This window comes from Streptomyces sp. NPDC086147 (assembly GCF_040702165.1).
Classification (GTDB): domain Bacteria; phylum Actinomycetota; class Actinomycetes; order Streptomycetales; family Streptomycetaceae; genus Streptomyces.
Map to the genome: position 1 here is coordinate 177,326 of NZ_JBFBJO010000006.1, position 20,537 is coordinate 197,862.

Annotated in this window: 21 protein-coding genes; 12 read left to right on the forward strand and 9 right to left on the reverse strand. The window is 74.7% G+C overall.

What is annotated here, in order from left to right:
• Positions 1-48 precede the first annotated feature (48 nt).
• Entirely contained in the window at positions 49-1,041 is a 993-nt protein-coding gene (locus tag AB0398_RS16160; protein WP_366375523.1) for an ATP-binding cassette domain-containing protein, read from the forward strand.
• A complete protein-coding gene (locus AB0398_RS16165; RefSeq protein ID WP_366375525.1) occupies positions 1,038-1,907 on the forward strand; it encodes an ABC transporter permease in 870 nt (289 codons plus the stop codon). The genes AB0398_RS16160 and AB0398_RS16165 overlap by 4 nt, the downstream gene beginning before the upstream one ends.
• A gap of 24 nt (positions 1,908-1,931) precedes the next feature.
• Here AB0398_RS16165 and AB0398_RS16170 read toward each other — a convergent pair whose 3' ends face one another.
• Positions 1,932-5,234, reverse strand: coding sequence for a BTAD domain-containing putative transcriptional regulator (locus AB0398_RS16170; RefSeq protein WP_366375527.1), 3,303 nt, complete (start codon positions 5,232-5,234; stop codon positions 1,932-1,934).
• Between the two features lie 173 nt (positions 5,235-5,407).
• On the opposite strand from AB0398_RS16170, the gene AB0398_RS16175 reads away from it, so the two are divergent.
• Positions 5,408-6,202 (forward strand): site-2 protease family protein, encoded by a 795-nt coding sequence (locus tag AB0398_RS16175; protein ID WP_366375529.1) that lies wholly within the window; start codon positions 5,408-5,410, stop codon positions 6,200-6,202.
• A gap of 6 nt (positions 6,203-6,208) precedes the next feature.
• Here AB0398_RS16175 and AB0398_RS16180 read toward each other — a convergent pair whose 3' ends face one another.
• Positions 6,209-6,451, reverse strand: coding sequence for a hypothetical protein (locus AB0398_RS16180; protein WP_366375531.1), 243 nt, complete (start codon positions 6,449-6,451; stop codon positions 6,209-6,211).
• A gap of 47 nt (positions 6,452-6,498) precedes the next feature.
• Positions 6,499-7,212, reverse strand: a complete 714-nt coding sequence (npdG, locus tag AB0398_RS16185) for an NADPH-dependent F420 reductase (protein ID WP_366375533.1) — start codon at positions 7,210-7,212, stop codon at positions 6,499-6,501.
• 105 nt (positions 7,213-7,317) lie between these two features.
• On the opposite strand from npdG, the gene AB0398_RS16190 reads away from it, so the two are divergent.
• Positions 7,318-7,920 carry a hypothetical protein gene (locus AB0398_RS16190; protein ID WP_366375535.1) on the forward strand — a complete coding sequence of 201 codons (603 nt, stop codon included), beginning with the start codon at positions 7,318-7,320 and terminating at the stop codon, positions 7,918-7,920.
• Positions 7,921-8,001: 81 nt separating this feature from the next.
• Positions 8,002-9,315, forward strand: coding sequence for an MFS transporter (locus AB0398_RS16195; RefSeq protein ID WP_366375537.1), 1,314 nt, complete (start codon positions 8,002-8,004; stop codon positions 9,313-9,315).
• A 25-nt stretch (positions 9,316-9,340) separates the two neighbouring features.
• Here AB0398_RS16195 and AB0398_RS16200 read toward each other — a convergent pair whose 3' ends face one another.
• Positions 9,341-9,574 carry a hypothetical protein gene (locus AB0398_RS16200; protein WP_366375539.1) on the reverse strand — a complete coding sequence of 78 codons (234 nt, stop codon included), beginning with the start codon at positions 9,572-9,574 and terminating at the stop codon, positions 9,341-9,343.
• A 59-nt stretch (positions 9,575-9,633) separates the two neighbouring features.
• Between AB0398_RS16200 and map the strand changes: the two genes are divergently transcribed.
• Both map and AB0398_RS16210 read left to right on the forward strand, forming a co-directional pair.
• Positions 9,634-10,491: a type I methionyl aminopeptidase gene (gene map, locus AB0398_RS16205; RefSeq protein WP_366375541.1), complete on the forward strand. Its 858-nt coding sequence runs from the start codon at positions 9,634-9,636 to the stop codon at positions 10,489-10,491.
• 125 nt (positions 10,492-10,616) lie between these two features.
• Positions 10,617-11,267 carry a biliverdin-producing heme oxygenase gene (locus AB0398_RS16210; RefSeq protein ID WP_366375543.1) on the forward strand — a complete coding sequence of 217 codons (651 nt, stop codon included), beginning with the start codon at positions 10,617-10,619 and terminating at the stop codon, positions 11,265-11,267.
• A gap of 23 nt (positions 11,268-11,290) precedes the next feature.
• Here AB0398_RS16210 and AB0398_RS16215 read toward each other — a convergent pair whose 3' ends face one another.
• Both AB0398_RS16215 and AB0398_RS16220 read right to left on the reverse strand, forming a co-directional pair.
• Positions 11,291-11,959 (reverse strand): PhzF family phenazine biosynthesis protein, encoded by a 669-nt coding sequence (locus AB0398_RS16215; RefSeq protein WP_366375545.1) that lies wholly within the window; start codon positions 11,957-11,959, stop codon positions 11,291-11,293.
• An 83-nt stretch (positions 11,960-12,042) separates the two neighbouring features.
• Positions 12,043-12,507, reverse strand: a complete 465-nt coding sequence (locus AB0398_RS16220; protein WP_366375547.1) for a hypothetical protein — start codon at positions 12,505-12,507, stop codon at positions 12,043-12,045.
• 11 nt (positions 12,508-12,518) lie between these two features.
• Here AB0398_RS16220 and AB0398_RS16225 point away from each other — a divergent pair, with 11 nt between their 5' ends.
• The 3 genes from AB0398_RS16225 to AB0398_RS16235 all read left to right on the forward strand — a co-directional run bounded on the left by AB0398_RS16225 (position 12,519) and on the right by AB0398_RS16235 (position 15,443).
• Positions 12,519-13,400 carry a heme ABC transporter ATP-binding protein gene (locus AB0398_RS16225; RefSeq protein ID WP_366375549.1) on the forward strand — a complete coding sequence of 294 codons (882 nt, stop codon included), beginning with the start codon at positions 12,519-12,521 and terminating at the stop codon, positions 13,398-13,400.
• Positions 13,401-13,546: 146 nt separating this feature from the next.
• The gene (locus AB0398_RS16230; protein ID WP_366375550.1) at positions 13,547-14,449 is read left to right on the forward strand and encodes an FTR1 family protein; all 903 of its coding nucleotides are present in this window, start codon (positions 13,547-13,549) and stop codon (positions 14,447-14,449) included.
• Complete coding sequence (locus tag AB0398_RS16235; RefSeq protein WP_366375552.1) at positions 14,406-15,443, forward strand: hypothetical protein; 1,038 nt, start codon at positions 14,406-14,408, stop codon at positions 15,441-15,443. The genes AB0398_RS16230 and AB0398_RS16235 overlap by 44 nt, the downstream gene beginning before the upstream one ends.
• 44 nt (positions 15,444-15,487) lie before the next feature.
• Here the strand turns inward: AB0398_RS16235 and AB0398_RS16240 are convergent, their stop codons facing one another.
• On the reverse strand, positions 15,488-16,267 hold the full coding sequence (locus tag AB0398_RS16240; RefSeq protein WP_366375554.1) for a bifunctional DNA primase/polymerase: 780 nt from the start codon (positions 16,265-16,267) through the stop codon (positions 15,488-15,490).
• 104 nt (positions 16,268-16,371) lie between these two features.
• Positions 16,372-17,001 (reverse strand): TetR/AcrR family transcriptional regulator, encoded by a 630-nt coding sequence (locus tag AB0398_RS16245; RefSeq protein ID WP_366375870.1) that lies wholly within the window; start codon positions 16,999-17,001, stop codon positions 16,372-16,374.
• Between the two features lie 281 nt (positions 17,002-17,282).
• On the opposite strand from AB0398_RS16245, the gene ddaH reads away from it, so the two are divergent.
• On the forward strand, positions 17,283-18,113 hold the full coding sequence (gene ddaH, locus AB0398_RS16250) for a dimethylargininase (RefSeq protein ID WP_366375556.1): 831 nt from the start codon (positions 17,283-17,285) through the stop codon (positions 18,111-18,113).
• A gap of 120 nt (positions 18,114-18,233) precedes the next feature.
• Here ddaH and AB0398_RS16255 read toward each other — a convergent pair whose 3' ends face one another.
• The gene (locus tag AB0398_RS16255; RefSeq protein WP_366375558.1) at positions 18,234-18,845 is read right to left on the reverse strand and encodes a TetR/AcrR family transcriptional regulator; all 612 of its coding nucleotides are present in this window, start codon (positions 18,843-18,845) and stop codon (positions 18,234-18,236) included.
• A gap of 274 nt (positions 18,846-19,119) precedes the next feature.
• On the opposite strand from AB0398_RS16255, the gene AB0398_RS16260 reads away from it, so the two are divergent.
• On the forward strand, positions 19,120-20,532 hold the full coding sequence (locus tag AB0398_RS16260; protein WP_366375560.1) for an MFS transporter: 1,413 nt from the start codon (positions 19,120-19,122) through the stop codon (positions 20,530-20,532).
• Positions 20,533-20,537 lie beyond the last annotated feature (5 nt).

Genomic DNA, 20,537 nt, shown 5'->3' on the forward strand with positions numbered 1-20,537 from the left:
CGGCCGTCTGTAGGGGCGTTGTCGGTGGCGCCTGGTCTAGTGGGGGCCATGACGCGATCACACACCAACGCCGTCGAGGTACGGGGCCTCGTGAAGCACTTCGGCGCGACGAAGGCCCTCGACGGGGTCGACCTGGACGTCCGGGAGGGCACGGTCCTCGGGGTCCTCGGCCCCAACGGCGCCGGGAAGACCACCCTCGTCCGCTGCCTGTCCACCCTGATCGTCCCGGACTCCGGGACCGCCACCGTCGCCGGTTACGACGTGGTGCGCCAGCCCCAGCAGCTGCGCCGCACCATCGGCCTCACCGGCCAGTACGCCTCGGTCGACGAGAAGCTGTCCGGCTGGGAGAACCTCTACATGATCGGGCGGCTGCTCGACCTCTCCCGCAAGGACTCCCGGACCCGCGCCGACGAGCTCCTGGAGCGCTTCTCGCTCACCGAGGCCGCCAAGCGGTCCGCGATGAACTACTCGGGCGGCATGCGCCGGCGGCTCGACCTGGCCGCCTCGATGATCGGGAACCCGGCCGTCCTCTACCTGGACGAGCCGACCACCGGCCTCGACCCCCGCACCCGCAACGAGGTCTGGGACGAGGTCAAGCGGATGGTCTCCGAGGGCGCCACCGTCCTGCTCACCACCCAGTACATGGAGGAGGCGGAGCAGCTCGCGAGCGAGCTGACCGTCATCGACCGCGGCAAGGTCATCGCCAACGGCAAGGTCGACGACCTCAAGGCCCGGGTCGGCGGACGCACCCTGAAGGTGCGCCCGGTGGACCCGGCCGACCTGACCGCCATGGCCGCCGCGCTCCGCGAGACCGGTCTCGACGGCGTCGCCGGTGCGACGGTCGTCCCCGACGAGGGCGCGCTGTACGTGCCGATCCTCGCCGACGAGCAGCTGACCGCCGTCGTGGCCCTGCTGGGCGCGCGCGGCTTCGGCATCGCCCACATCGGCACCCACCTGCCCAGCCTGGACGAGGTGTTCCTGGCGATCACCGGCCAGAAGACGACCGTGTCCGACGCGCTTCCCGAGGAGGTCGCCGCATGAGCACCGCCACCACGACCACACCGCTCTCCAAGCCCCCCGTCGGCGGCCCGGACAAGGGCCCGGGACCGGCGCGGGCGCTGCCCGGCGAGGGCCGGATCGGCCTGCGGGCCAACCTGCGCCACATCGGCGCCCTGGCCCGGCGCAACGCCCTCCAGATCAAGCAGGACCCGGAGTCGATGTTCGACGCCGTCCTGATGCCGATCATCTTCATCCTGCTGTTCGTGTACGTCTTCGGCGGCGCGATCGCCGGCAAGGGCAACAACGACGCGTACGTGAACTACGTGACGCCCGGCCTGATGGCGATGATGGGCATGAACATCGCCATGGCCGTCGGATCCGGCGTGAACGAGGACTTCAAGAAGGGGGTCATGGACCGGTTCCGGACGATGCCGATCGCCCGGTCCTCCGTCCTGATCGCCAAGATCGTCGTCGAGGTCGGCCGGATGCTGATCGCCACCGCGATCCTGCTCGGCATGGGCTTCCTGCTCGGCCTGGAGATCAAGACCTCTGTCCTCGACCTCTTCGCCGCGATCGGCCTGTCGATGGTCTTCGGCGCCTCGCTGATGTGGATCTTCATCCTGCTCGGCCTCACCATGAAGACGAGCCAGGCGGTGCAGGGCGTCGCGATGCTGGTCCTGATGCCGCTCCAGTTCGGCTCGTCGATCTTCGCCCCGCCGACCTCGATGCCCGGCTGGCTGGAGACCTTCACCGACTACAACCCGCTCTCCAACCTCGCCGACGCCGCGCGCAACCTCGTCAACGGCGGTCCGGTCGCCCACTCGGTGTGGATGACCCTCGGCTGGTCGGTGCTGATCACGGTCGTCACGGCGCCGATCGCGGTCGCCAGGTTCCGCAACAAGACCTGAGTCGCGGGACGCCCCCAGGGGGGTTCAGGACTCGGCGCGCTCTCTGATCGCGTCGGCGGCGCGACCGAGCAGGGCGGCGGCCTCTTCCAGCGAGAGGCCGTCGCCCTCGGCGCGTGCCGCCGCGAACTCCGCGTCGCCGAGCACGGACCGGGCGAGCGCGGTGGCCCGCTCCAGCTGCTCCCGCTCGGTCGGCGGCGGCAGGTGCCCCGGCGGGAGCAGTCCGTCCCTGGCGCCGAGCAGCACCGCGCCGGTCCGCGCCTCCGGTCCGCCGAGTCCGGCGAGGGCCCAGGCGGCGATGATCAGGTGCATCGCCGGCATCTGCGGGCCGATCATCATGGACAGCGGACCGAGGGAGCTCTCGTACGCCTCCGCGGCGAGGGCGAGTCCGGAGCCGTACCGCCCGTCCAGGACGTCCAGCCAGCCGAGGACGCCGAGGGTGAAGCCCTTGAAGAGGGCGAGGGTGTCCGAGTCGAACTCCCCGAGGAGCGCGTGGAGGTGCTCGCGGGCCTCGTCGGTGCGTCCCGCGCGGCCGAGCGCCACGCCGAGGAACATGCGGGCGCCGACGCGGGGTTCGTGGCCCAGGCCGTGGTCGTCGGCCAGGATCTCGCGCAGGATCGCCTCGCCCTCGGCGGGCCGTCCGGACTCGACGAGCGTGCCGGCGTACCGGGCCCGCAGGAGCAGCACCTGCGCCTGGGCGCCGATCCGTTCGGCGTGGCCGATGGCGGCGGTGAAGTCCGCGGCGGCCCCCTCGAAGTCGAGGAGCCGTTCCCTGGCCTCCGCGCGGGAGGAGAGCGCCTCGGCCGCGCCCCAGGCGTCGCCGAACCGTTCGAAGATCTCCAGGCTCTCGTCGGCGTCGGCGAGCGCCTCGGCGGCCCGGTCGCCCCGGTTGGCGAGCATGTTGGCGCGCAGCTGGAGGATGTTGGCGAGGTCCCAGTCGTAGCCGTGGCGGCGGCAGGCGTCGACGGTGGTGTCGAGCCGCTCGCCGAGCCGGCCGGCCTCTCCGATGAGGAGGACCGCGAAGACGGCGAAGGCGCCGGGCAGCCGGCAGGACTGGGGCAGGCCGGGTTCGTAGCCGGCGGTCATCTCGCGCAGCCGCCGCACGCCCTCGGGGGTGGTCCAGCGGCCGGTGTCGTGGCTCATGTTGATCAGTTCGACGAGCCGCACCCCGCGCCGGGCCTCCCGGCGCTGCTCCTCGGAGAGCGGCGGCGGAGCAGCCGTGCACGGCTCGTGGAGGGGGACGACGGGGGCGGCGGGCGGCGCGAACGGGTCGGGGCCCAGCGCGGCGGCGGCCTCGGCCCAGTAGAGGGCGTCGGTGCGCAGGTCCCGCATCTGCCAGTACCAGAGCAGGCAGTGGACGAGGACGAGCGCCTCGTCCTCGTCGCGGGCGTCGACGGCCCGGCGCAGGGCGGTGCGGAGGTTGCCGTACTCGGTCCCGAAGCGGGCGATGGCGGCGACCTGGCCCGGCCCGCGCAGCTCCGGATCGGTCCGCCGGGCCAGCTCCCGGTAGTACGCCAGGTGCCGCCCCTCCACCTCCACCCGCTCCCCCGCCTCCGCGAGCCGCTCCCGCGCGTACTCCGCCACCGTCTCCAGGAGCCGGTAGCGCATCCCCGCCCCGCCCGGCGACGCCACCACCAGCGACTTGTCCACCAGCGCCCCGAGCACGTCCAGCACGTCCCCGGCTCCGCCGTCGTCGGCGCACACCGCCTCCGCCGCCGCCAGGTCGCACCCGCCCGTGAAGACCGCCAGCCGCCGCAGCACCACCCGCTCCGGACCGTCGAGCAGGTCCCACGACCAGTCGACCACCGCCCGCAGCGTCTGCTGCCGCGGCAGCACCGTCCGCGCCCCCGCCGTCAGCAACCGGAAACGGTCGTCCAGCCGGTCCGCGATCTGCCGCAGCGACAGCATCCGCAACCGCGCCGCCGCCAGCTCGACCGCCAGCGGCAGTCCGTCAAGCCGGCGGCACACCTCCTCCGCCGCCGCCCGGTCCTCCTCCACCGAGAAGCCCGGCCGCGCCGCCGCCCCCCGCTCCCCCAGCAGCCGCAGCGCCATCCCCGCCGGCAGCGGGCCCAACGGCCGCACCACCTCCCCCGGCACCCCCAGCGGCTCCCGGCTCGTCGCCAGGATCCGCAGCCCGGGACAGCGGGCGAGCAGGGCCTCGGCCAGCTCGGCGGCGGCGCCGACCACGTGCTCGCAGTTGTCCAGGAGCAGCAGCATCCGCCGCCCGGCACAGTGCTCCACGAGCCGGGCCAGGGGGTCGTTCCCGGCCCGCAGTTCCTCGGCCCCCGCGCCGCGCAGGACGGTCTCGCGGGCGCCGACGGCCGCGAGGACGGCCTCGGGCACGGCCTCCGGGGCGGTGACGGGGGCGAGTTCGGCGATCCAGACGCCGTCGGGCCAGGCTTCGGCGCCGCGCTCGGCGGCCTCCTGCGAGAGCCGGGTCTTCCCGGCGCCGCCGGGCCCGAGCAGGGTGACGAGCCGGGCCGCCCGCAGGTCCTCCCGGAGGGCGGTGATCTCCTCGTCGCGGCCGACGAAGCTGGTGAGCCGCGCGCGCAGGTTGCCGGGGACGGGAACGGGGGCGGCGGCGGGCTCCGGTACCGCCGGGGCCGTCTTCCCGGCGAGCAGTTCCGCGTGGAGGGCGCGCAGGGCCGGGGACGGGTCCGTGCCGAGGCGTTCGGCGAGGGCGCGTCGCACCGACTCGTACGCGGCGAGCGCCTCGGCCGCCCGGCCCGTGTCGCGCAGGGCGCGGATCCGCAGGGCCTGGAGGGGTTCGTCCAGCGGGTGGGCCTCGCAGAGGGCGGTCAGCTCGGGGAGGACGGCGGGCGCGTCGCCGAGGGCCAGGGCGGCGTCGAGCCGGGCGCGGCGGGCGTCGAGGCGGCGGGCCTCCCGGCGGGTGGCCTCGGCGGTCCGGTCCGGCAGGTCGGCGAGGGCGGGACCGCGCCAGAGCCCGAGGGCCTCGTCCAGCAGGACGGCCGCCCGCCCGGCGTCCCCGGCGGCCAGCGCGGCGGCTCCTTCGGCGGCGAGCCGTTCGAAGCGGTACAGGTCGACGTCGTCCCGGGCGGCGTCGAGGCGGTAGCCGCCCTCGCCGGAGACCACCCGGTCCCGGCCGAGGGCCCGGCGCAGCCGTCCGACCAGGGCCTGGAGCGCGGCGACCGCGTCGGCGGGCGGCTCGTCGCCGTGCCAGACCTCGTCCACGAGCTCCCGCACGGGCACGGGGCGGCCCGCCCGCAGGGCGAGGACGGTGAGCAGCGCGCGGACCCGGGGGCCGCCGACGGCCACGTCGGTGCCGTCGGGCGCGTGGGCGAGGGTGGGGCCGAGGACGGAGTAGCGCACGGGCCCATTCTCCGTGAGCGCCCGGCCCCCGCTCCCGGCGGGGAGCCGTCCGGGCCGGTGGCGGGAGGGACGGTTCCGGGAACGGGGCCGTCCCCGGAACCGGACCGGGCCCCGGTACGTTTCCCGCACACCAGCCTTCCCGTCCCCCTTCCCCGTCCCCTGGAGCCCCCGCGATGACCACGGCCACCACCCGGAGCCACGAACGGCGGATCAGCCCCGTCTTCCTGGCGATCCTCGCCGTCATGGCCGTCACCGGCTGGGCGGTGTGGACGGACTTCGCCGCCCTGCCCGGTCTGGCGGTCTTCCTCTTCGTGACCTCGGCGTGGGTGGTGTCGCTCTGCCTGCACGAGTACGCGCACGCCCGGACGGCCCTGCACGGCGGGGACATCACGGTGGGCGCGAAGGGCTATCTGACCCTGAACCCGCTGAAGTACACGCACGCGGTGCTGAGCATCGTGCTCCCGGTGCTCTTCGTGATCATGGGCGGGATCGGTCTGCCGGGCGGCGCGGTCTTCATCGAGCAGGGGCGGATCAAGGGCCGCTGGAAGCACAGCCTGATCTCGGCGGCGGGCCCGCTGGCGAACGTGCTCTTCGCGCTCGTGTGCACGGCCCCGTTCTGGCTGGACGCGCTGGACGGCGTGCCGCCGGCCTTCCGGTACGCTCTCGCGTTCCTGGCGTTCCTCCAGGTGACGGCGGCGCTCCTGAACATGCTGCCGGTGCCGGGGCTCGACGGCTACGGGGTGGTGGAGCCCTGGCTGTCGTACAAGGTGAAGCGGCAGATCGAGCCGTACGCGCCGTACGGCTTCTTCGTCGTGATCGCGCTGCTGTTCGTCCCGGCGGTCAACGGCGCCTTCTTCGACGCGATCGACGCGCTCATGCGGTCCCTCGGGGTGCCGGAGCTGAGCCGGTACTGCGGCTCGCAGCTCTTCCGGTTCTGGCAGGGGACGCCGGAGTTCTGCGAGGTCTAGCGCGGCTCAGGCCCGCCGGGCGGCTTCCCGCTCGACCTTGGCGCGGCGGAGGTAGTACCAGGCCATGTTGGAGGAGAGGCCGGCCAGGAGGATCCAGACGATGCCGAGGAAGCTGCCCTGGACGAAGGAGACGACGGCCGCGGCGACGGCCAGGGCGCAGACCACGAGGGCGTAGAGGGCGAGGCGGGGCATGGGGGTCGGCTCCTGTCCGGGTACGGCGTGCTGCGGTGCCCGTCCAGTGTCCCCCATGCCCGGAAGCGTCCGTTCTCCGGCTCGCCTCCCCGGCCCGGGCGGGCTCAGACGTCGGTGACCCGGAGGCCCGCGTGGGCCTTGTAGCGGCGGTTGACCGAGATCAGGTTGGCGACGAGCGACTCGACCTGGTGGGCGTTGCGCAGCCAGCCGGCGAAGACGCCGCGCATGCCGGGGATGCGGCCGGCGAGGGCCTGGACGATCTCCACGTCGGCGCGCTCCTCGCCGAGGACCATCACGTCGGTGTCGATCTCCGCGATCGAGGTGTCCTGGAGGAGGACGGCGGAGAGGTGGTGGAAGGCGGCGGTGACCCGGGAGTCCGGGAGGAGCGCGGCGGCCTGCTCGGCGGCGGAGCCCTCCTCGGGCTTCAGGGCGTAGGCGCCCTTCTTGTCGAAGCCGAGCGGGTTGACGCAGTCCACGACGAGCTTGCCGGCCAGCTCCCCGCGCAGCGACTCCAGGGTCTTGGCGTGGCCGTCCCACGGCACGGCGACGATCACGACGTCGCTGCGGCGGGCGGTCTCGGCGTTGTCGGCGCCCTCGACGCCGTGGCCGAGTTCGGCGGCCGCGTCCCGGGCGCGGTCGGCGGCGCGGGAGCCGATGATCACCTTCTGGCCGGCCAGGGCGAACCGGTGGGCGAGGCCGCGGCCCTGTTCGCCGGTGCCGCCGAGGACGCCGACGACGAGGCCGGAGACGTCGGGGAGGTCCCACGGGTCCTTGGGGGCCTTGGCGGTGGGGTCCTGGGGTGCGCTGGAGGAAGTCATGGCCCCGACATTACCGACCGGTCGGACCGCCGGGCCGCTTCCCGTACGGGTGATCCACCGGCGTTCGGCCGCGCGGGGGCCCGGCGTCGTACAGGATGCGTCCGCATGGATGCCGTACGGGTCGCGTTGCTGCGGGAAGTGCTCGCCGGGACGGAGTGGCCGGGGGAGGTCCGCCGGTTCGCGGGGGCGCTCCGGGGCGCGGTGGTCCCGCGCGGGGGCGGGCTGCTCCTGGTCGGCACGGAGGAGTACGAGCCCTGGCACCTGGCGGCGCACCTGGTCGACGAGTCCGTCTGGTCGGGGCTTCCGGAGCTGGCGCCGACGCTGGTGCGGCACCGGGTGCGGCCGGGCGATCCGGCGCACCTGGCGGTGGGCCCGGGGCGTCTGGAGGCGGCCGGGCGGGGGTCGACGCTGCTGGTGGTGGCGCCGGAGCGGCCGGGGGCGGGGCTGCTCCAGCGGGTGCACGACGCGCGGCGGGCGGGGGCGACGGTGCTGACGCTCGACCGGGGCGACCCGGAGGTGCGGGGGCTCGCGCACGAGGCGCTCGCGGTGGCGGAGGGGTCGGGAGTGGACCTGGACACGGTGCAGCACCTGGTGAGCGCGGCGGCCGGGGAGAACAGCCTGCCGTCGCCGCGCGGGAACCGCCGCTTCCGGGACCGCCTCTCGGACGTCGTGGACCGGCTGACGGCCCCGCCGCCGCAGCGCTGGTGAGCGGTCCGCGCCCAGACGGGCCACGGATCTCACCGATAATCAGGTTGCCTTCGGCACCTTCCGGACGGAACATGACCCTTCGTGCCCTCCGCGTTCTCGAAGTTCTCCGCCCTCCTGCCCGACACGGCGCCCTGGCGCGCCTCCCGCGACTTCCGGCTCCTGTGGGTGCAGGGGCTCGTGACGTTCTTCAGCAGCGCGATGGCGATGATCGCCCTGCCGCTCCAGATCAAGGAGCTGACGAACTCGCCGCTCGCGGTCGGGGCGATGGGCGCGGTCGAGCTGGTGCCGCTCGTGGTGTTCGGCCTGTACGGCGGGGCGCTCGCGGACGCGGTCGACCGGCGGCGGGTGATCCTGTGGACCGAGGCGGGCCTCGGCGCGCTCGCCGTGGTCCTGCTGGTCAACGCGGTGCTGCCGGAGCCGATGCTCTGGCCGCTGTACGTGGTCGCGGCCGGCGTCTCGGCGCTCGCGGGGCTCCAGCGGCCCGCGCTCGACTCGCTGTTCGCCCGGATCGTGCCGCACGAGCACCAGACGGCGGCGGCGGCCCTGAACTCGCTGCGCTGGCAGATGGGCGCCATCGCGGGCCCCTCCATCGCGGGCCTGGTCGTGGCGTTCGCGGGCCACGCGCCCGCGTACGCGGTGACGGCCTGCGGTTTCGCGGTCTCGGTCCTGATGTGCCGGCGCCTCTCCCCCGCGCCGCCCGCGCACGACGCGGAGAAGCCGTCGCTGCGGGGCATCGCGGAGGGGGCGCGGTACGCCTGGTCGCGGCCGGTGCTGCTCGGCACGTACGCGGTCGACCTGGCGGCGATGTTCTTCGCCTTCCCGAACACGATCTTCCCGTTCCTCGCGGACGAACTGGACGCGGACTGGTCGCTGGGCCTGATGTACGCGGCGGGCTCGGTCGGCTCGCTGGTCCTCGGTCTGACCAGCGGCTGGACCTCGAAGGTGCGGCGGCACGGGCTGCTCGTGGCCGGCGGCGCGGCGGCCTGGGGCCTGGCCATCGCGGCGGCCGGCTGGTTCGGGAACGTGTGGCTGGTGCTGCTCTGCCTGGCCTTCGCGGGCGCCGGCGACATGCTGAGCGGTCTGGGCCGCTCGACCATCTGGAACCAGACGATCCCGGAGGAGCTGCGCGGCCGGCTCGCCGGCATCGAGGTGCTCTCCTACAGCGTCGGCCCGCAGCTCGGCCAGGTGCGGGCGGGCGTGATGGCGGGCTGGACCGGCACCCGGACGGCGGTCTGGACGGGCGGCGTGGCCTGCGTGGCCTCGGTGGCCCTGCTCTGCACGACGCTGCCGAAGCTCCTGACGTACGACTCCGAGACCGACGCGGACTCGCTGCGGCGCAGGGCGCAGCAGGAGGCGGCGGAGAAGGCCCGCGCGGAGGCCGCCGGGACCGCCTGAGCGGCCCCGGGAGCCCCGTGCGGCCTTATCCGGCGTCCCCGTCCTTCTTCCCGCCGGCGTCGTGCCAGCGCGGGTCGGTCTCCCACTCCAGGTTCCGCTCGCGGGCGGTCTCCATGGCGTGGGAGGCCTCCTCACGGGTGGTGTACGGGCCGAAACGGTTCTTCGAGGGGCATTCGGGGCCCTCCTCGACCTTCTTGTGCTCCAGGCAGTAGTACCACTCGCCCGGTTTGCCCGTGGTGCTCTTCTTGAACAGGGCCATCGTCGGCTCCTTCCTCCGAGGATCATGGTGCCCCAGACCCGGTCGTTACACTCGCTGGCATGTCTGGCCAGTCGCTTCTCGTACCGGGGGAGCTCTCCCCCCACCGCTCCGTTCCGGGTTCCATCCGCCGCCCCGAGTACGTCGGGAAGCCCGCACCGACCCCGTACACCGGGCCCGAGGTGCAGGATTCCGACACGATCGAACGGATGCGGATCGCCGGCCGCATCGCCGCGCAGGCGATGGAGGAGGCCGCCAAGCACATCGCCCCCGGCGTCACCACCGACGAGCTCGACCGGGTCGCGCACGAGTTCATGTGCGACCACGGCGCCTACCCGTCCACCCTCGGCTACCGCGGCTTCCCGAAGTCGCTGTGCGCCTCGGTCAACGAGGTCATCTGTCATGGCATCCCGGACTCCACGGTGCTGCGGGACGGCGACATCGTGAACCTGGACGTCACCGCGTACATCGGCGGCGTCCACGGCGACAACAACGCCACCTACCTCTGCGGCGACGTCGACGAGGAGTCCCGGCTGCTCGTGGAGCGGACCCGGGAGGCCCTGAACCGGGCGATCAAGGCGGTGCGGCCGGGGCGCCGGATCAACATCGTCGGGCGGGTCATCGAGTCGTACGCCAAGCGGTTCGGCTACGGGGTCGTGCGCGACTTCACCGGGCACGGCATCAACTCGTCCTTCCACTCCGGCCTGATCGTGCCGCACTACGACTCCCCGCACCACACCACCGAGATCAAGAAGGGCATGACCTTCACCATCGAGCCGATGCTGACGCTCGGCACCCACGACTACGACATGTGGGACGACGGCTGGACCGTGGTGACCAAGGACCGCAAGCGAACGGCCCAGTTCGAGCACACCCTCGTCGTGACCGAGGACGGGGCGGAGATCCTGACCCTGCCCTGACGTTGCCCCGCCCCGGGAAGTGGGTAGCTTTTTACCGACAGGACGTCGGGAACCAGTTGACTTAGGTAAGCCTAACTTGGCAGGATCGTCACTGGTTCCCGTCCCATCGGTCCCGGAGGCACGCCTTGGACACGCCCTTCTCGACGCTCATCCGCACGGCGTCGCACGAGCAGCACACCGAAGCGGAGACGTCCTCCTTCATGGGCGACCTCCTCGGCGGGCGCCTGGGCGTCGACGCCTACGCGCGCTACACGGAGCAGCTCTGGTTCGTGTACCGGGCCCTGGAGGAGGGCGCGGAGGCGCTGCGCGAGGACCCGGTCGCCGGGCCGTTCATACAGCCCGAGCTGTTCCGCACGGCCGCCCTGGAGCAGGACCTCGCCCATCTGCGGGGCCCGGACTGGCGCGACGGCCTCGCGCCGCTGCCGGCCACCGCGGCGTACGCCGAGCGGGTCGCCGAGTGCGCCCGCGACTGGCCCGCCGGCTACGTGGCGCACCACTACACGCGCTACCTGGGCGACCTGTCGGGCGGCCAGATCATCCGCGACAAGGCGGAGCGCACCTGGGGCTTCGCGCGCAAGGGCGACGGCGTCCGCTTCTACGTCTTCGAGGAGATCTCCAACCCGGCCGCGTTCAAGCGGGCGTACCGGGAGCTGCTCGACGGGGTGAACGCCGACGACCTGGAGAAGCAGCGGATCATCGACGAGTGCAAGCGCGCCTTCGACTTCAACGGCGCGGTCTTCCGCCAGCTCGGGAGCGAGTTCCCGCTGAGCGCGTGACGCGGTGATCCGTACGGGGAGGGTCAGCGCGTGAGCGTGCCCTCCAGGCGGACGCGTCCGCCGAGTTCCACGATGCCGTCGGGGCCGGGGGCGGTCAGCAGCTGCGACCCCCGGCCCTGCGTGATGTTCAGGGCCCGTCCCAGCTCCGCCGTGAGGAGCAGCGCCGCCGCGCCGGTGGCCTCGTCCTCGTCGATGCCGTCGCCGCGCCCCGGGAAGGCTCGCGCCCTGATCCGCCCGGCGGCCTCCTCCTCCCAGGCCCAGGCGTAGACCCACTCCCCCGGCTCCGGCACGTCCAGGGCCTCCACCTCGGCGGCGGAGGCGTACCGACGCAGGGTGCGGGGCGGGGCCCACTCCGCGCGCGCCTCGATCCAGGTGAACTCCCCGTCCCCGCGCACCCACACCTCGCCGGCCGGCGGGTGGACGACCTCCAGGTCGAGCAGCCAGGCCGCGCCGACGAGCGGGTGCCCGGCGAACGGCAGCCGGAGGCCCGGCGTGTAGATGTCGACGAGCCCGCGCTCCGGGTCGTCCACGAACACCGTCTCGCTGAAGCCGAGTTCCTTGGCGAGCGCCTGCCGCGAGGACTCGTCGGGGTGGGTACGGGTGTCCCGTACGACCGCGAGGGGGTTGCCGTACCGGCCGTCGCCCGCACAGAAGACCCGCAGGACGTCGATGTCAGTGGCGGTCGTGTTCATGGCGGAATTCAACCACTCGTCCGCAAGGGGGCAGGGCCGCACCCGGATTCCGGGTGCGGCCCTGCCGGGTGGGAGGTGGCGGATCAGGAGCCCGTGGTGCGGCGCCGGGCCGCGACGACGATGGCCGCGCCGGCCGCGACGGTCAGGGCGGAGGCCCCGGCGAGGAGGCCGGTCGGGACGTCGGAGCCGGTGGTGGCGAGGGCCCCGGAGCCGCCGGCCGTGCCGACCCCTCCGGCGGTCCCGCCACCGGCCGTGCCGCCGCCGCCCGTGGTGGCCGAGCCGCCGTCGTCACCGCCGGTGGAGCCGGTGGAGCCGCTGCCGCCGGAGCCGGAGGTGCCGCCGGTGGACGGGGGCAGCGTGGCGTTCCGGTCGAGCGAGAAGGAGACGGTCACCGGGTCCATCGCGGTGCCCTCCGGGTAGCCGCCCCGGCCGCCCGGGGCGGAGAAGCTGGCGGAGCCGGCCTCGGTCAGCTTGGCCGGGACGTCCTCACCGCCCTCATCGGCAGCCCCTTCTTCTTCTGGCTGCTGCGCAGGACCCGTCGCAAGCAAGGTGGTTGGGCATGACGTCCGTACTGTTCCGGGGACGTCTCCCGCAACGGCGACCGCGCGAGCTGCCCGTCCCGGCCGCGCCCGGCGCCCTGGTCGCCGAGGCCGCCGGGGTGCGGATCGAGCGGGGTCGGCGGGCCGTGCTCGACGGGGCCTCGACCGGGGTGCGGGCCGGGGAGGTCCTCGCCCTGGTGGGCCCGAACGGGGCCGGGAAGTCGACGCTGCTCGCCGCCCTCGCCGCCGATCTCGCCCCGGACGCCGGGGAGGTGCGGATCGGGGGCCGGCCCGCGCACGCCTGGACGGCCGGCGAACTCGCCCTGCGCCGCTCCGTGCTGCCGCAGGACACCACGCTGTCCTTCCCGTTCCCCGTCGCCGAGGTGGTACGGATGGGCAGGGCGCCCTGGGCCGGGACCGCCCGGGAGGACGAGGACGACGCGGCGGTCGCGGAGGCGATGGCGGCCACCGAGGTCGAGGAGTTCGCCGGCCGCCCGTTCTCCGCGCTGTCCGGCGGCGAGCGGGCCCGGGTGGCCCTCGCCCGCGTCCTGGCCCAGCGGACCGGCCTTCTGCTGCTCGACGAGCCGACGGCCGCCCTGGACCTGCGCCACCAGGAACTGGTCCTGCGGGTCTGCCGGGAGCGGGCGGCGGCCGGGACCGCCGTGGTGGTGGTCCTGCACGACCTGGGGCTCGCCGCCGCCCACGCCGACCGGGTCGGGGTGCTGCACGAGGGCCGGATCGCGGTGGACGGCCCCCCTGCCGAGGTGCTCGGCGAGGAGCTCCTGAGCCGGGTCTACCGACAGCCGGTGGAGGTGTTCCCGCACCCCCGGACCGGGGTCCCGCTCGTCGTGCCCGTACGACACCCGGACACGGGCGGTTCGCCTTCCCCGAAGCGCATCTGACGAGCCGTCAACCATGACCGGCCCCGACCCGGGCCCGGCGCGCGGGCCCCGCCGGGGATACTCGTTCGGCGGCGGCACGGGGCGGCCGTGACCGGGGCGCCCGGCGGGGCCGGGCCCCGTAGGCGTGACACCGGGAGGGGAGAGCCGTGCTCGGCACCTATCTGTTCGGCCTGCGCGAGGGCCTGGAGGCCGGTCTGATCGTCTTCGTCCTCGTCGCGTACCTGGCGGGGAGCGGGCGCCGGAACGCCGCGGGGCCGGTCCTGGCCGGCGCCGGCGCGGCCGTCGGCGTCTTCCTCGCCCTCGGCGCCGCCCTGGAGTTCGGCACCCGGGAGCTGACCCCCGAGGCGCGGGAGCTGCTCGGCGGCTCGCTGTCGATCGCCGCGGCGGCCCTGATGAGCTGGACGGTCTTCCGGATCAGGCACGCGGTGCTCCGGGGGACGGGGGACGCGGCGCTCGGCTCGAAGGCGGGGGGCGCGGCGCTCGGCGCCGGGGCGGGCGTGCTGGCCGTCACCGCCTTCCTGGCGGTGGGCCGCGAGGGACCGGAGACGGCGCTCTTCGTGTGGTCGTCGGTGCGGGCGGTCTCGCCGAGCGGCGCCGGCGGCTCGTTCGAGCCCCTGACCTGGGTCCTCCTCGGCCTGCTCACGGCGGTCCTCCTCGGCCTGCTCCTCCACCGGGTCGCCGTGCGGACCGGTCCGGCGGGGCTCCTCACCCGTACCGGCGGGGCGCTGCTCGTGGTGACGGCCGGAGTCCTCGCGTCCGGCGTGCGGGACCTCCAGGACGCGCGCCTCCTCGGCGGCCTCGCGGACACGGCCTTCGACGTCTCGTCGGCGGTGCCGCCGGACGGCTGGTCCGGCACGTTCCTCGGCGGCGCGTTCGTCTTCCAGCCGGACCCGACGGTCCTTCAGGTCACGGTGTGGGCGCTGTATCTGGTCCCGGCGCTCGCGCTGTTCCTGTCCCCGATAGGGTCGGGTCCGTCCGCGCGGGTGAAGAAGCAGAAGGCGACCGATGAGCAGGCTGAGGGTGGGGCGAGCGCCGGGACGACCGCGTGAGCGGCGGCCGGCACGGCCGGTGAGGCTGCTCGCGGCGACGGCGGCCGTGACCGCCCTGGCGCTGGCGGCGAGCGGCTGCGTGACGGTGCACGGCGAGCTGGCGCTGCTGCCGCCGGCGACGGAGGCCGAGGCGGCGAAGGCGGTGGCGGAGTTCACGAGCGCCTTCAACCGCGCCGACAAGGCCAACGATCCCTCCCTGAACGCGGACCGGGTCACGGGACCGCTCGGGGAGATAAACCAGGCGGGGCTGCGCGCCCGGGCGATCACCGACCCGGACGGCAACGGGGAGCACCGGCCGCTGGCGCTGACGGACGCGCGCTTCCTGCTGCCCCGCAAGGCGGGCTGGCCGCGCTGGTTCGTCGCGGACGTCGACTCCGACCGGGACGTCGACCAGGGGCCCAAGGACCAGCGCTGGCTGCTCGTCTTCGTGCGCAACGGCCCCCAGGAGCGCTGGGAGGCCGCCTACCTCAGCATCCTCAAGGCGACCGAGGTGCCGGAGTTCGCCGAGGAGGAGGGGTACGCGGTGCCGGTCGACGCGGACGCCGACGCGCTGGCGGTCGCGCCCGGGAAGCTCGGCGCGGAGTACGTCGCGTACCTGAAGGACGGGAAGCCGGGGGCGTTCGCGGCCGGTCCGCACACCAGCGAGTGGCGGGCGCAGCGGGCGAGGACCGCCGCGCGGCCGGGGCTCGCCACCCAGTACGCGGACCGGGTCGCCGACCGGGGGGACTTCGCGCCGCTGGGCCTGCGGACCCGGGACGGGGGCGCGCTGGTCTTCTTCGCGACGCGTTACTTCGAGCGGCAGACGGCGGCACCGGGCTACCGGCCGAAGGTGCCCCGGGACGTGAAGGCGCTGATGACCGGCGAGGTGAAGAACACGGTCACCCGGGAGTGGGTGTCCAGCCAGTCGGTCCTGGTGAAGCCGGCGGGCACGGACCGGGGCGGGGTCACGATCACGGGCCGGCTCCAGGGCGTGGTGGGCGCGGTGGGCTCGTAACGCTCCGGTCGCGCCTTCCCGGTGTTCCGACCGGGGCCGGCGGGTCAGCGGGTCAGCGGCCAGGCGATCTCGTGGGCCGCGTGTCCGCCGTCGCCGTCCGCCCCGCGCGCGGCCGCGTGGCGGGCGCAGGCGTCCTGGAGGGTCTCCAGGAGGTTCAGCGGGTCGGGCAGCGGGTGCTCGGGGCCGCGGACCCAGGCGACCACCGGGTGGGCGTCCTCGTCGCCGGGGAGCCGGGCCGGGGGGACGAGGACGTAGCTGCCGCGGCAGTGCCAGCGGAGCCCCGGGTGCTCGTCCATGGTCTCCGGGTGGCAGTCGAGCTCACAGGGCCACCACTCGTCCTCGTCCTCGGGGGTGCCGCGGGTGGCGGTGAAGAAGAGCATCCGGCCGCCGTCGGGGCCTTCGGCCGGGTACTGGGCGACGGGGCCGACCTCGACGCCCTCGGCGAGGAGGCGCTCCAGGGCGGCCCGGCCGGCGGCCAGCGGCACGTCGAGGACATCGTGGACCATGCCGGTGGCGGTGATGAAGTTCGCCCCGGGCTCGTTGCGCGCCCAGCGCTCGATCTGGCCCCGGTCGGTGGTCGACTGGGTCTGCCAGGCGAAGGAGACGGGGTGCCGGGCGGGGGTGGGACAGCCGATCCGCTCGCAGGAACAGCTGTAGCCGACGGGGTACGCGGCGGGGGCCAGGGGCAGCCCGGCTGCGGCGACGGCCAGGAGCAGCTTCTCGCGGTCGTTCTCGTCCTCGGCCGCGCTGCGTTTGGGACGCCTGCGCAGCCACTGCGCGAGTCTGCTCTCCGTGCCGCGGTAGCGGCCGATGCCGTCGCCCATCTATCCCCTCACAACCTCGCGCTCGCCCGTTCGGCTCTGCCCATGGTCCCACCATCCTGCGCCCTGGGTGACCGGAGTGCGGAACCGGGGTGCTCCCCGGCCCCTCAGCCCCTCGGGGCGAGACCGCGCAGGACGTGGTCGACCAGGGCGTCCGCGTAGGCGTGGGTGAGCGGCAGGGTGCGGTGGATCCACCGGTGGTGGAGGGGGCCGACCAGGAGTTCGACGGCGAGCCGGGGGTCGGTGCCGGGGTCCACGTCACCGGCTTCCCGGGCCGCCTCGACACGGCGTGCGTAGTGCTGGAGCTGGGGTTCGAGCAGCGCGGCGGTGAAGCGGGCGCCGAGGTCGGGGTCGACGATCCCCTCGGCGGCGAGGGCGCGGGTGGGGGCCTCGAAGGCGGGGTCGTTCATCTCGTCGACGGTGGCGCGCAGGACGCGCTTCAGGTCGGCGGCGAGGTCGCCGGTGTCGGGGATCTCACTTCCGGAGCCGCCTCCGGCGGCCTCGGCGGCCCGGGCCTGGAGGTCGAGGAAGGCGTCGAGGAGGACGGCCGCGCGGGAGGGCCACCAGCGGTAGATGGTCTGCTTGCCGACGCCGGCGCGGGCGGCGATGCCCTCGACGGTGGTCTTCGCGTAGCCGTTCTCGGAGACGAGGGCGAGGGCGGCGTCGAAGATGGCGCGACGGGAGCGTTCGCTGCGGCGGGAGGCGTCGGGGAGGGTCCTGGCCCCAGGCGGGGACACGGGTACGGACACGGATCCCGGCGCGGTCGCGGAGCTGGGCCCGGGCTCGGCGCCCGGCCCGGTTCTGCCGTCGGGATCGGAACCGGGGCCGGGGCCGGGGCCGGGCATGGACTTGGGCTTGGGCATGGGGCCAATCTAGCCGCGGCCGAGACGGCGCGTCTCGCCGTGGCGGGTGGTGCGCGAACCACCCGAACGGTCCACTGCGCCGAGGGCCCCGAGGGCGGACCATGGGGTCCACCGCACCTCGGTGCTTCCGCCCGTCCGTCCGTGAGGAGCCCTTCTTGCGCACCACTCCGCGCTCGCCCTCGCCCCGCCGTTACCTGATGTGCCCACCCGCGCACTTCACGGTGACGTATTCCATCAACCCCTGGATGGATCCCACGAAACCGGTCGACCTGCCGCTCGCCCTCGCCCAGTGGGAGGACCTGCGGGACCGCTACCGCGCGCTCGGCCACACCGTGGAGGTGCTGGAGCCGGACCCGGCGCTCCCGGACATGGTCTTCGCGGCGAACGGCGCGACCGTCGTCGGGGGCCGGGTCCTCGGCGCGCGGTTCGCGTACCCGGAGCGCGCGGCCGAGGCCGACGCGCACCTGGACTGGTTCCGCCGCAACGGCTGGGCGGAGGAGGACCTGGGGATCCCGCAGCACGTGAACGAGGGCGAGGGGGACTTCGCCGTCACCGCCTCCTGGATCCTCGCCGGGCGCGGCTTCCGCGCCAGTCCGCTGTCCCACGGCGAGGCGCAGGAGTTCTTCGGGCGTCCGGTGATCGGCCTGGACCTGGTGGACCCGCGCTACTACCACCTGGACACGGCGCTGTGCGTCCTGGACGACGCCGGTGACGAGGTCATGTACTACCCCGGCGCCTTCTCGCCCGGCAGTCGGGCGGTGCTGGCCCGGCTCTTCCCGGACGCCCTGGTCGCGACGGAGGAGGACGCGGCGGCTTTCGGGCTCAACGCGGTGAGCGACGGGCGGAACGTCCTGCTGCCGCAGGCGGCGGTGGGCCTCTTCGAGCCGCTGCGCGACCGGGGCTTCGAGCCGGTCGGCCTGGACCTGAGCGAGCTGCTCAAGGGCGGCGGCAGCGTGAAGTGCTGCACCCAGGAGCTGCGCCCCTAGGGGCCGGTACGACCCTGGGGGACCCGTACCGGCCCTCGGGGACCCGTACGGCGCGGACCGTCGCCCCCGCACCACACCGTGGTGCGGGGGCGACGGCGCGAAGGCGCCACCGGGCACCCCCTAGGGCCCGTCCGTGCCCCCCGGCACGAAGGCGCCCGCCGCCGCCGCGGCCAGGGCCGCCGTGACGGCCCGTTCGGCGTCGGCGGGAACCGGCTCCTCGTGGGTGACGGCGAAGCGGTAGTAGAGCGGGGCGGAGACCGCGCGGAGCAGTTCGAGCGGGTCGGTGCCGGCTGGGAGTTCGCCCCGGGCCACGGCCCGCTCCGCCACCGGGGCCCACTCGGCCAGGCGGGTGCGGTAGAAGCCGCCCAGGGCGCGCGCGCACTCCTCGTCGCAGGCGGCCGCGGCGATGACGGCCCGGAAGACGGCGCCCATCCGGGGGTCGGTGAGGGTCTCCAGGACGAGCGCGGCGTTGGCCCGCAGGTCGCCCGCGAGGCCGCCGGTGTCGGCGGCGGGCAGGGACTGCTCGGCCATGTCGTCCAGGAGGTCGGCGACCAGGCCGACCGGGGAGCCCCAGCGGCGGTAGACGGTGGTCTTGCCGACGCCCGCGCTCGCGGCGACCTGGTCCATGTTCAGCGTGTGGAAGCCGGAGGCCGCCAGGGCGTCCTGCGTGGCGTCGAGGACGGCGCGGCGGACCTTGGCGGTGCGCCCGCCGGGGCGCCGGGTGCCGGGCACGGCCGACGGGTCCTCGCCCGAGGCCGGCGCCCCCTCGCCCGAGGCCGGCGCCCCCTCGCCCGAAGCCGGCACCCCTTCGTCCGGAGCCGACGAGCCCTCGCCCGAAGCCGAAGCCGAAGCCGAAGCCGGCGGACCCGTGCCCGAAACCGACCGACCCGTGCCCGGAGCCGACGAGCCCCCGCCCAAACGGGAATTCTGTTCCATTAGTGCTCCTCACTCTGCTACCGTCTGCGTCATCTTAACGGAACTTCCGTCCCTTTAAGGGGTCCCGCTCATGACTGCCCTCGACACACCGCCCGTCCCGGCCGCCTCCAAGGCCACCGCCGCCCCCCGCATGGACGGCCGCATGCGGCTCGTCCTCGTCGTCCTCCTCGTCGCCCAGTTCATGCTGGCCGTCGACTTCTCGATCCTGAACGTCGCCCTGCCCGTCATCGGGGAGGGACTCGGCTTCTCGCTCGGCGGCCTCCAGTGGATCGCCACCGCCTTCGCCCTCTCCGCCGCCGGCTTCACCCTCCTCTTCGGGCGCGTCGCCGACCTCCTCGGCCGCCGCCGGGTCTTCCTCGGCGGCATGGCCGTCCTCGGCGCCGCCTCGCTCGCCGGAGGCCTCGCCACCACGCCCGAAGTGCTCATGGCCGCCCGCGTCGCCCAGGGCCTCGCGACCGCCGCCGTCACCCCCGCCGGGCTCGCGCTGCTGACCTCCGCCTTCCCCGAGGGGCCGCTGCGGGACAAGGCCCTCGGCCTCAACGGCGCCCTGATGTCCGCCGGGTTCACCACCGGAGCCGTCCTCGGCGGGGTCCTCACCGACCTGCTCTCCTGGCGCTGGGCCTTCTTCGTCAACGTGCCGGTCGCCCTCGCCGTCCTGCTCGTCGCCCCCGCCGTCGTCAAGGAGAGCCGCCCGGCCGAGCGGCCCCGCCTCGACGTCCCCGGCGCGATCGCGGTCACCGGCGGGCTCCTCGCCCTCGTCTACGGACTGACCGCCGCCGGCGAGCACGGCTGGACCGACCCCGGCGTCCTCGTCGCCCTGGTCGCGGCCGCCGTCCTGCTCGCCGCCTTCCCGTTCGTCGAGCGGCGCTCCGCCGCGCCCCTCGTCCCGCTCCGGATCCTGAAGCGCCGCACGGTCGTCTGGGGCAACCTCGCCGGGCTCGTCGCCTTCGCCACCGAGACCTCGCTGGTCTTCCTGATGACGCTGCACCTCCAGGACGTCCTGGGCTTCTCCCCGCTCGCCGCCGGCCTCTCCTTCGGCGTCCTGGGCGCGGGCACGGTCCTCGGCGGACTGCTCGCCCCCCGCTTCATCGGCCGGTTCTCGCCCCGTACCGCCCTGATCGCCGGCGGGGTCCTCCAAGCCGTCGCGACCCTCTCCCTCGTCGGCATCGGGGACGACCGGAGCACGTACGGGCTGCTGCTCGCCGCCACCTTCGCGGGCGGCGTCGGCAACATGCTCGCCATCGTCGGCTTCATGGTGACGGCCACCTCGGGCCTGCCCGACGCCGAGCAGGGCATGGCCACCGGCATCGCCACCATGACCCAGCAGGTCGGCATCACCCTGGGCACCCCGGTCATGAGCGCCGTGGTCGTCACCGCCGCCACGCTCCCCGACGGCATCGGCCGCGCGGTCCTCGTCAACGCGGCCGTCGTCCTCCTCGCCGTCCTCGCCCCGGTGTTCCTGCTGCGCGGGAGCCGCCGGTAGCCGGG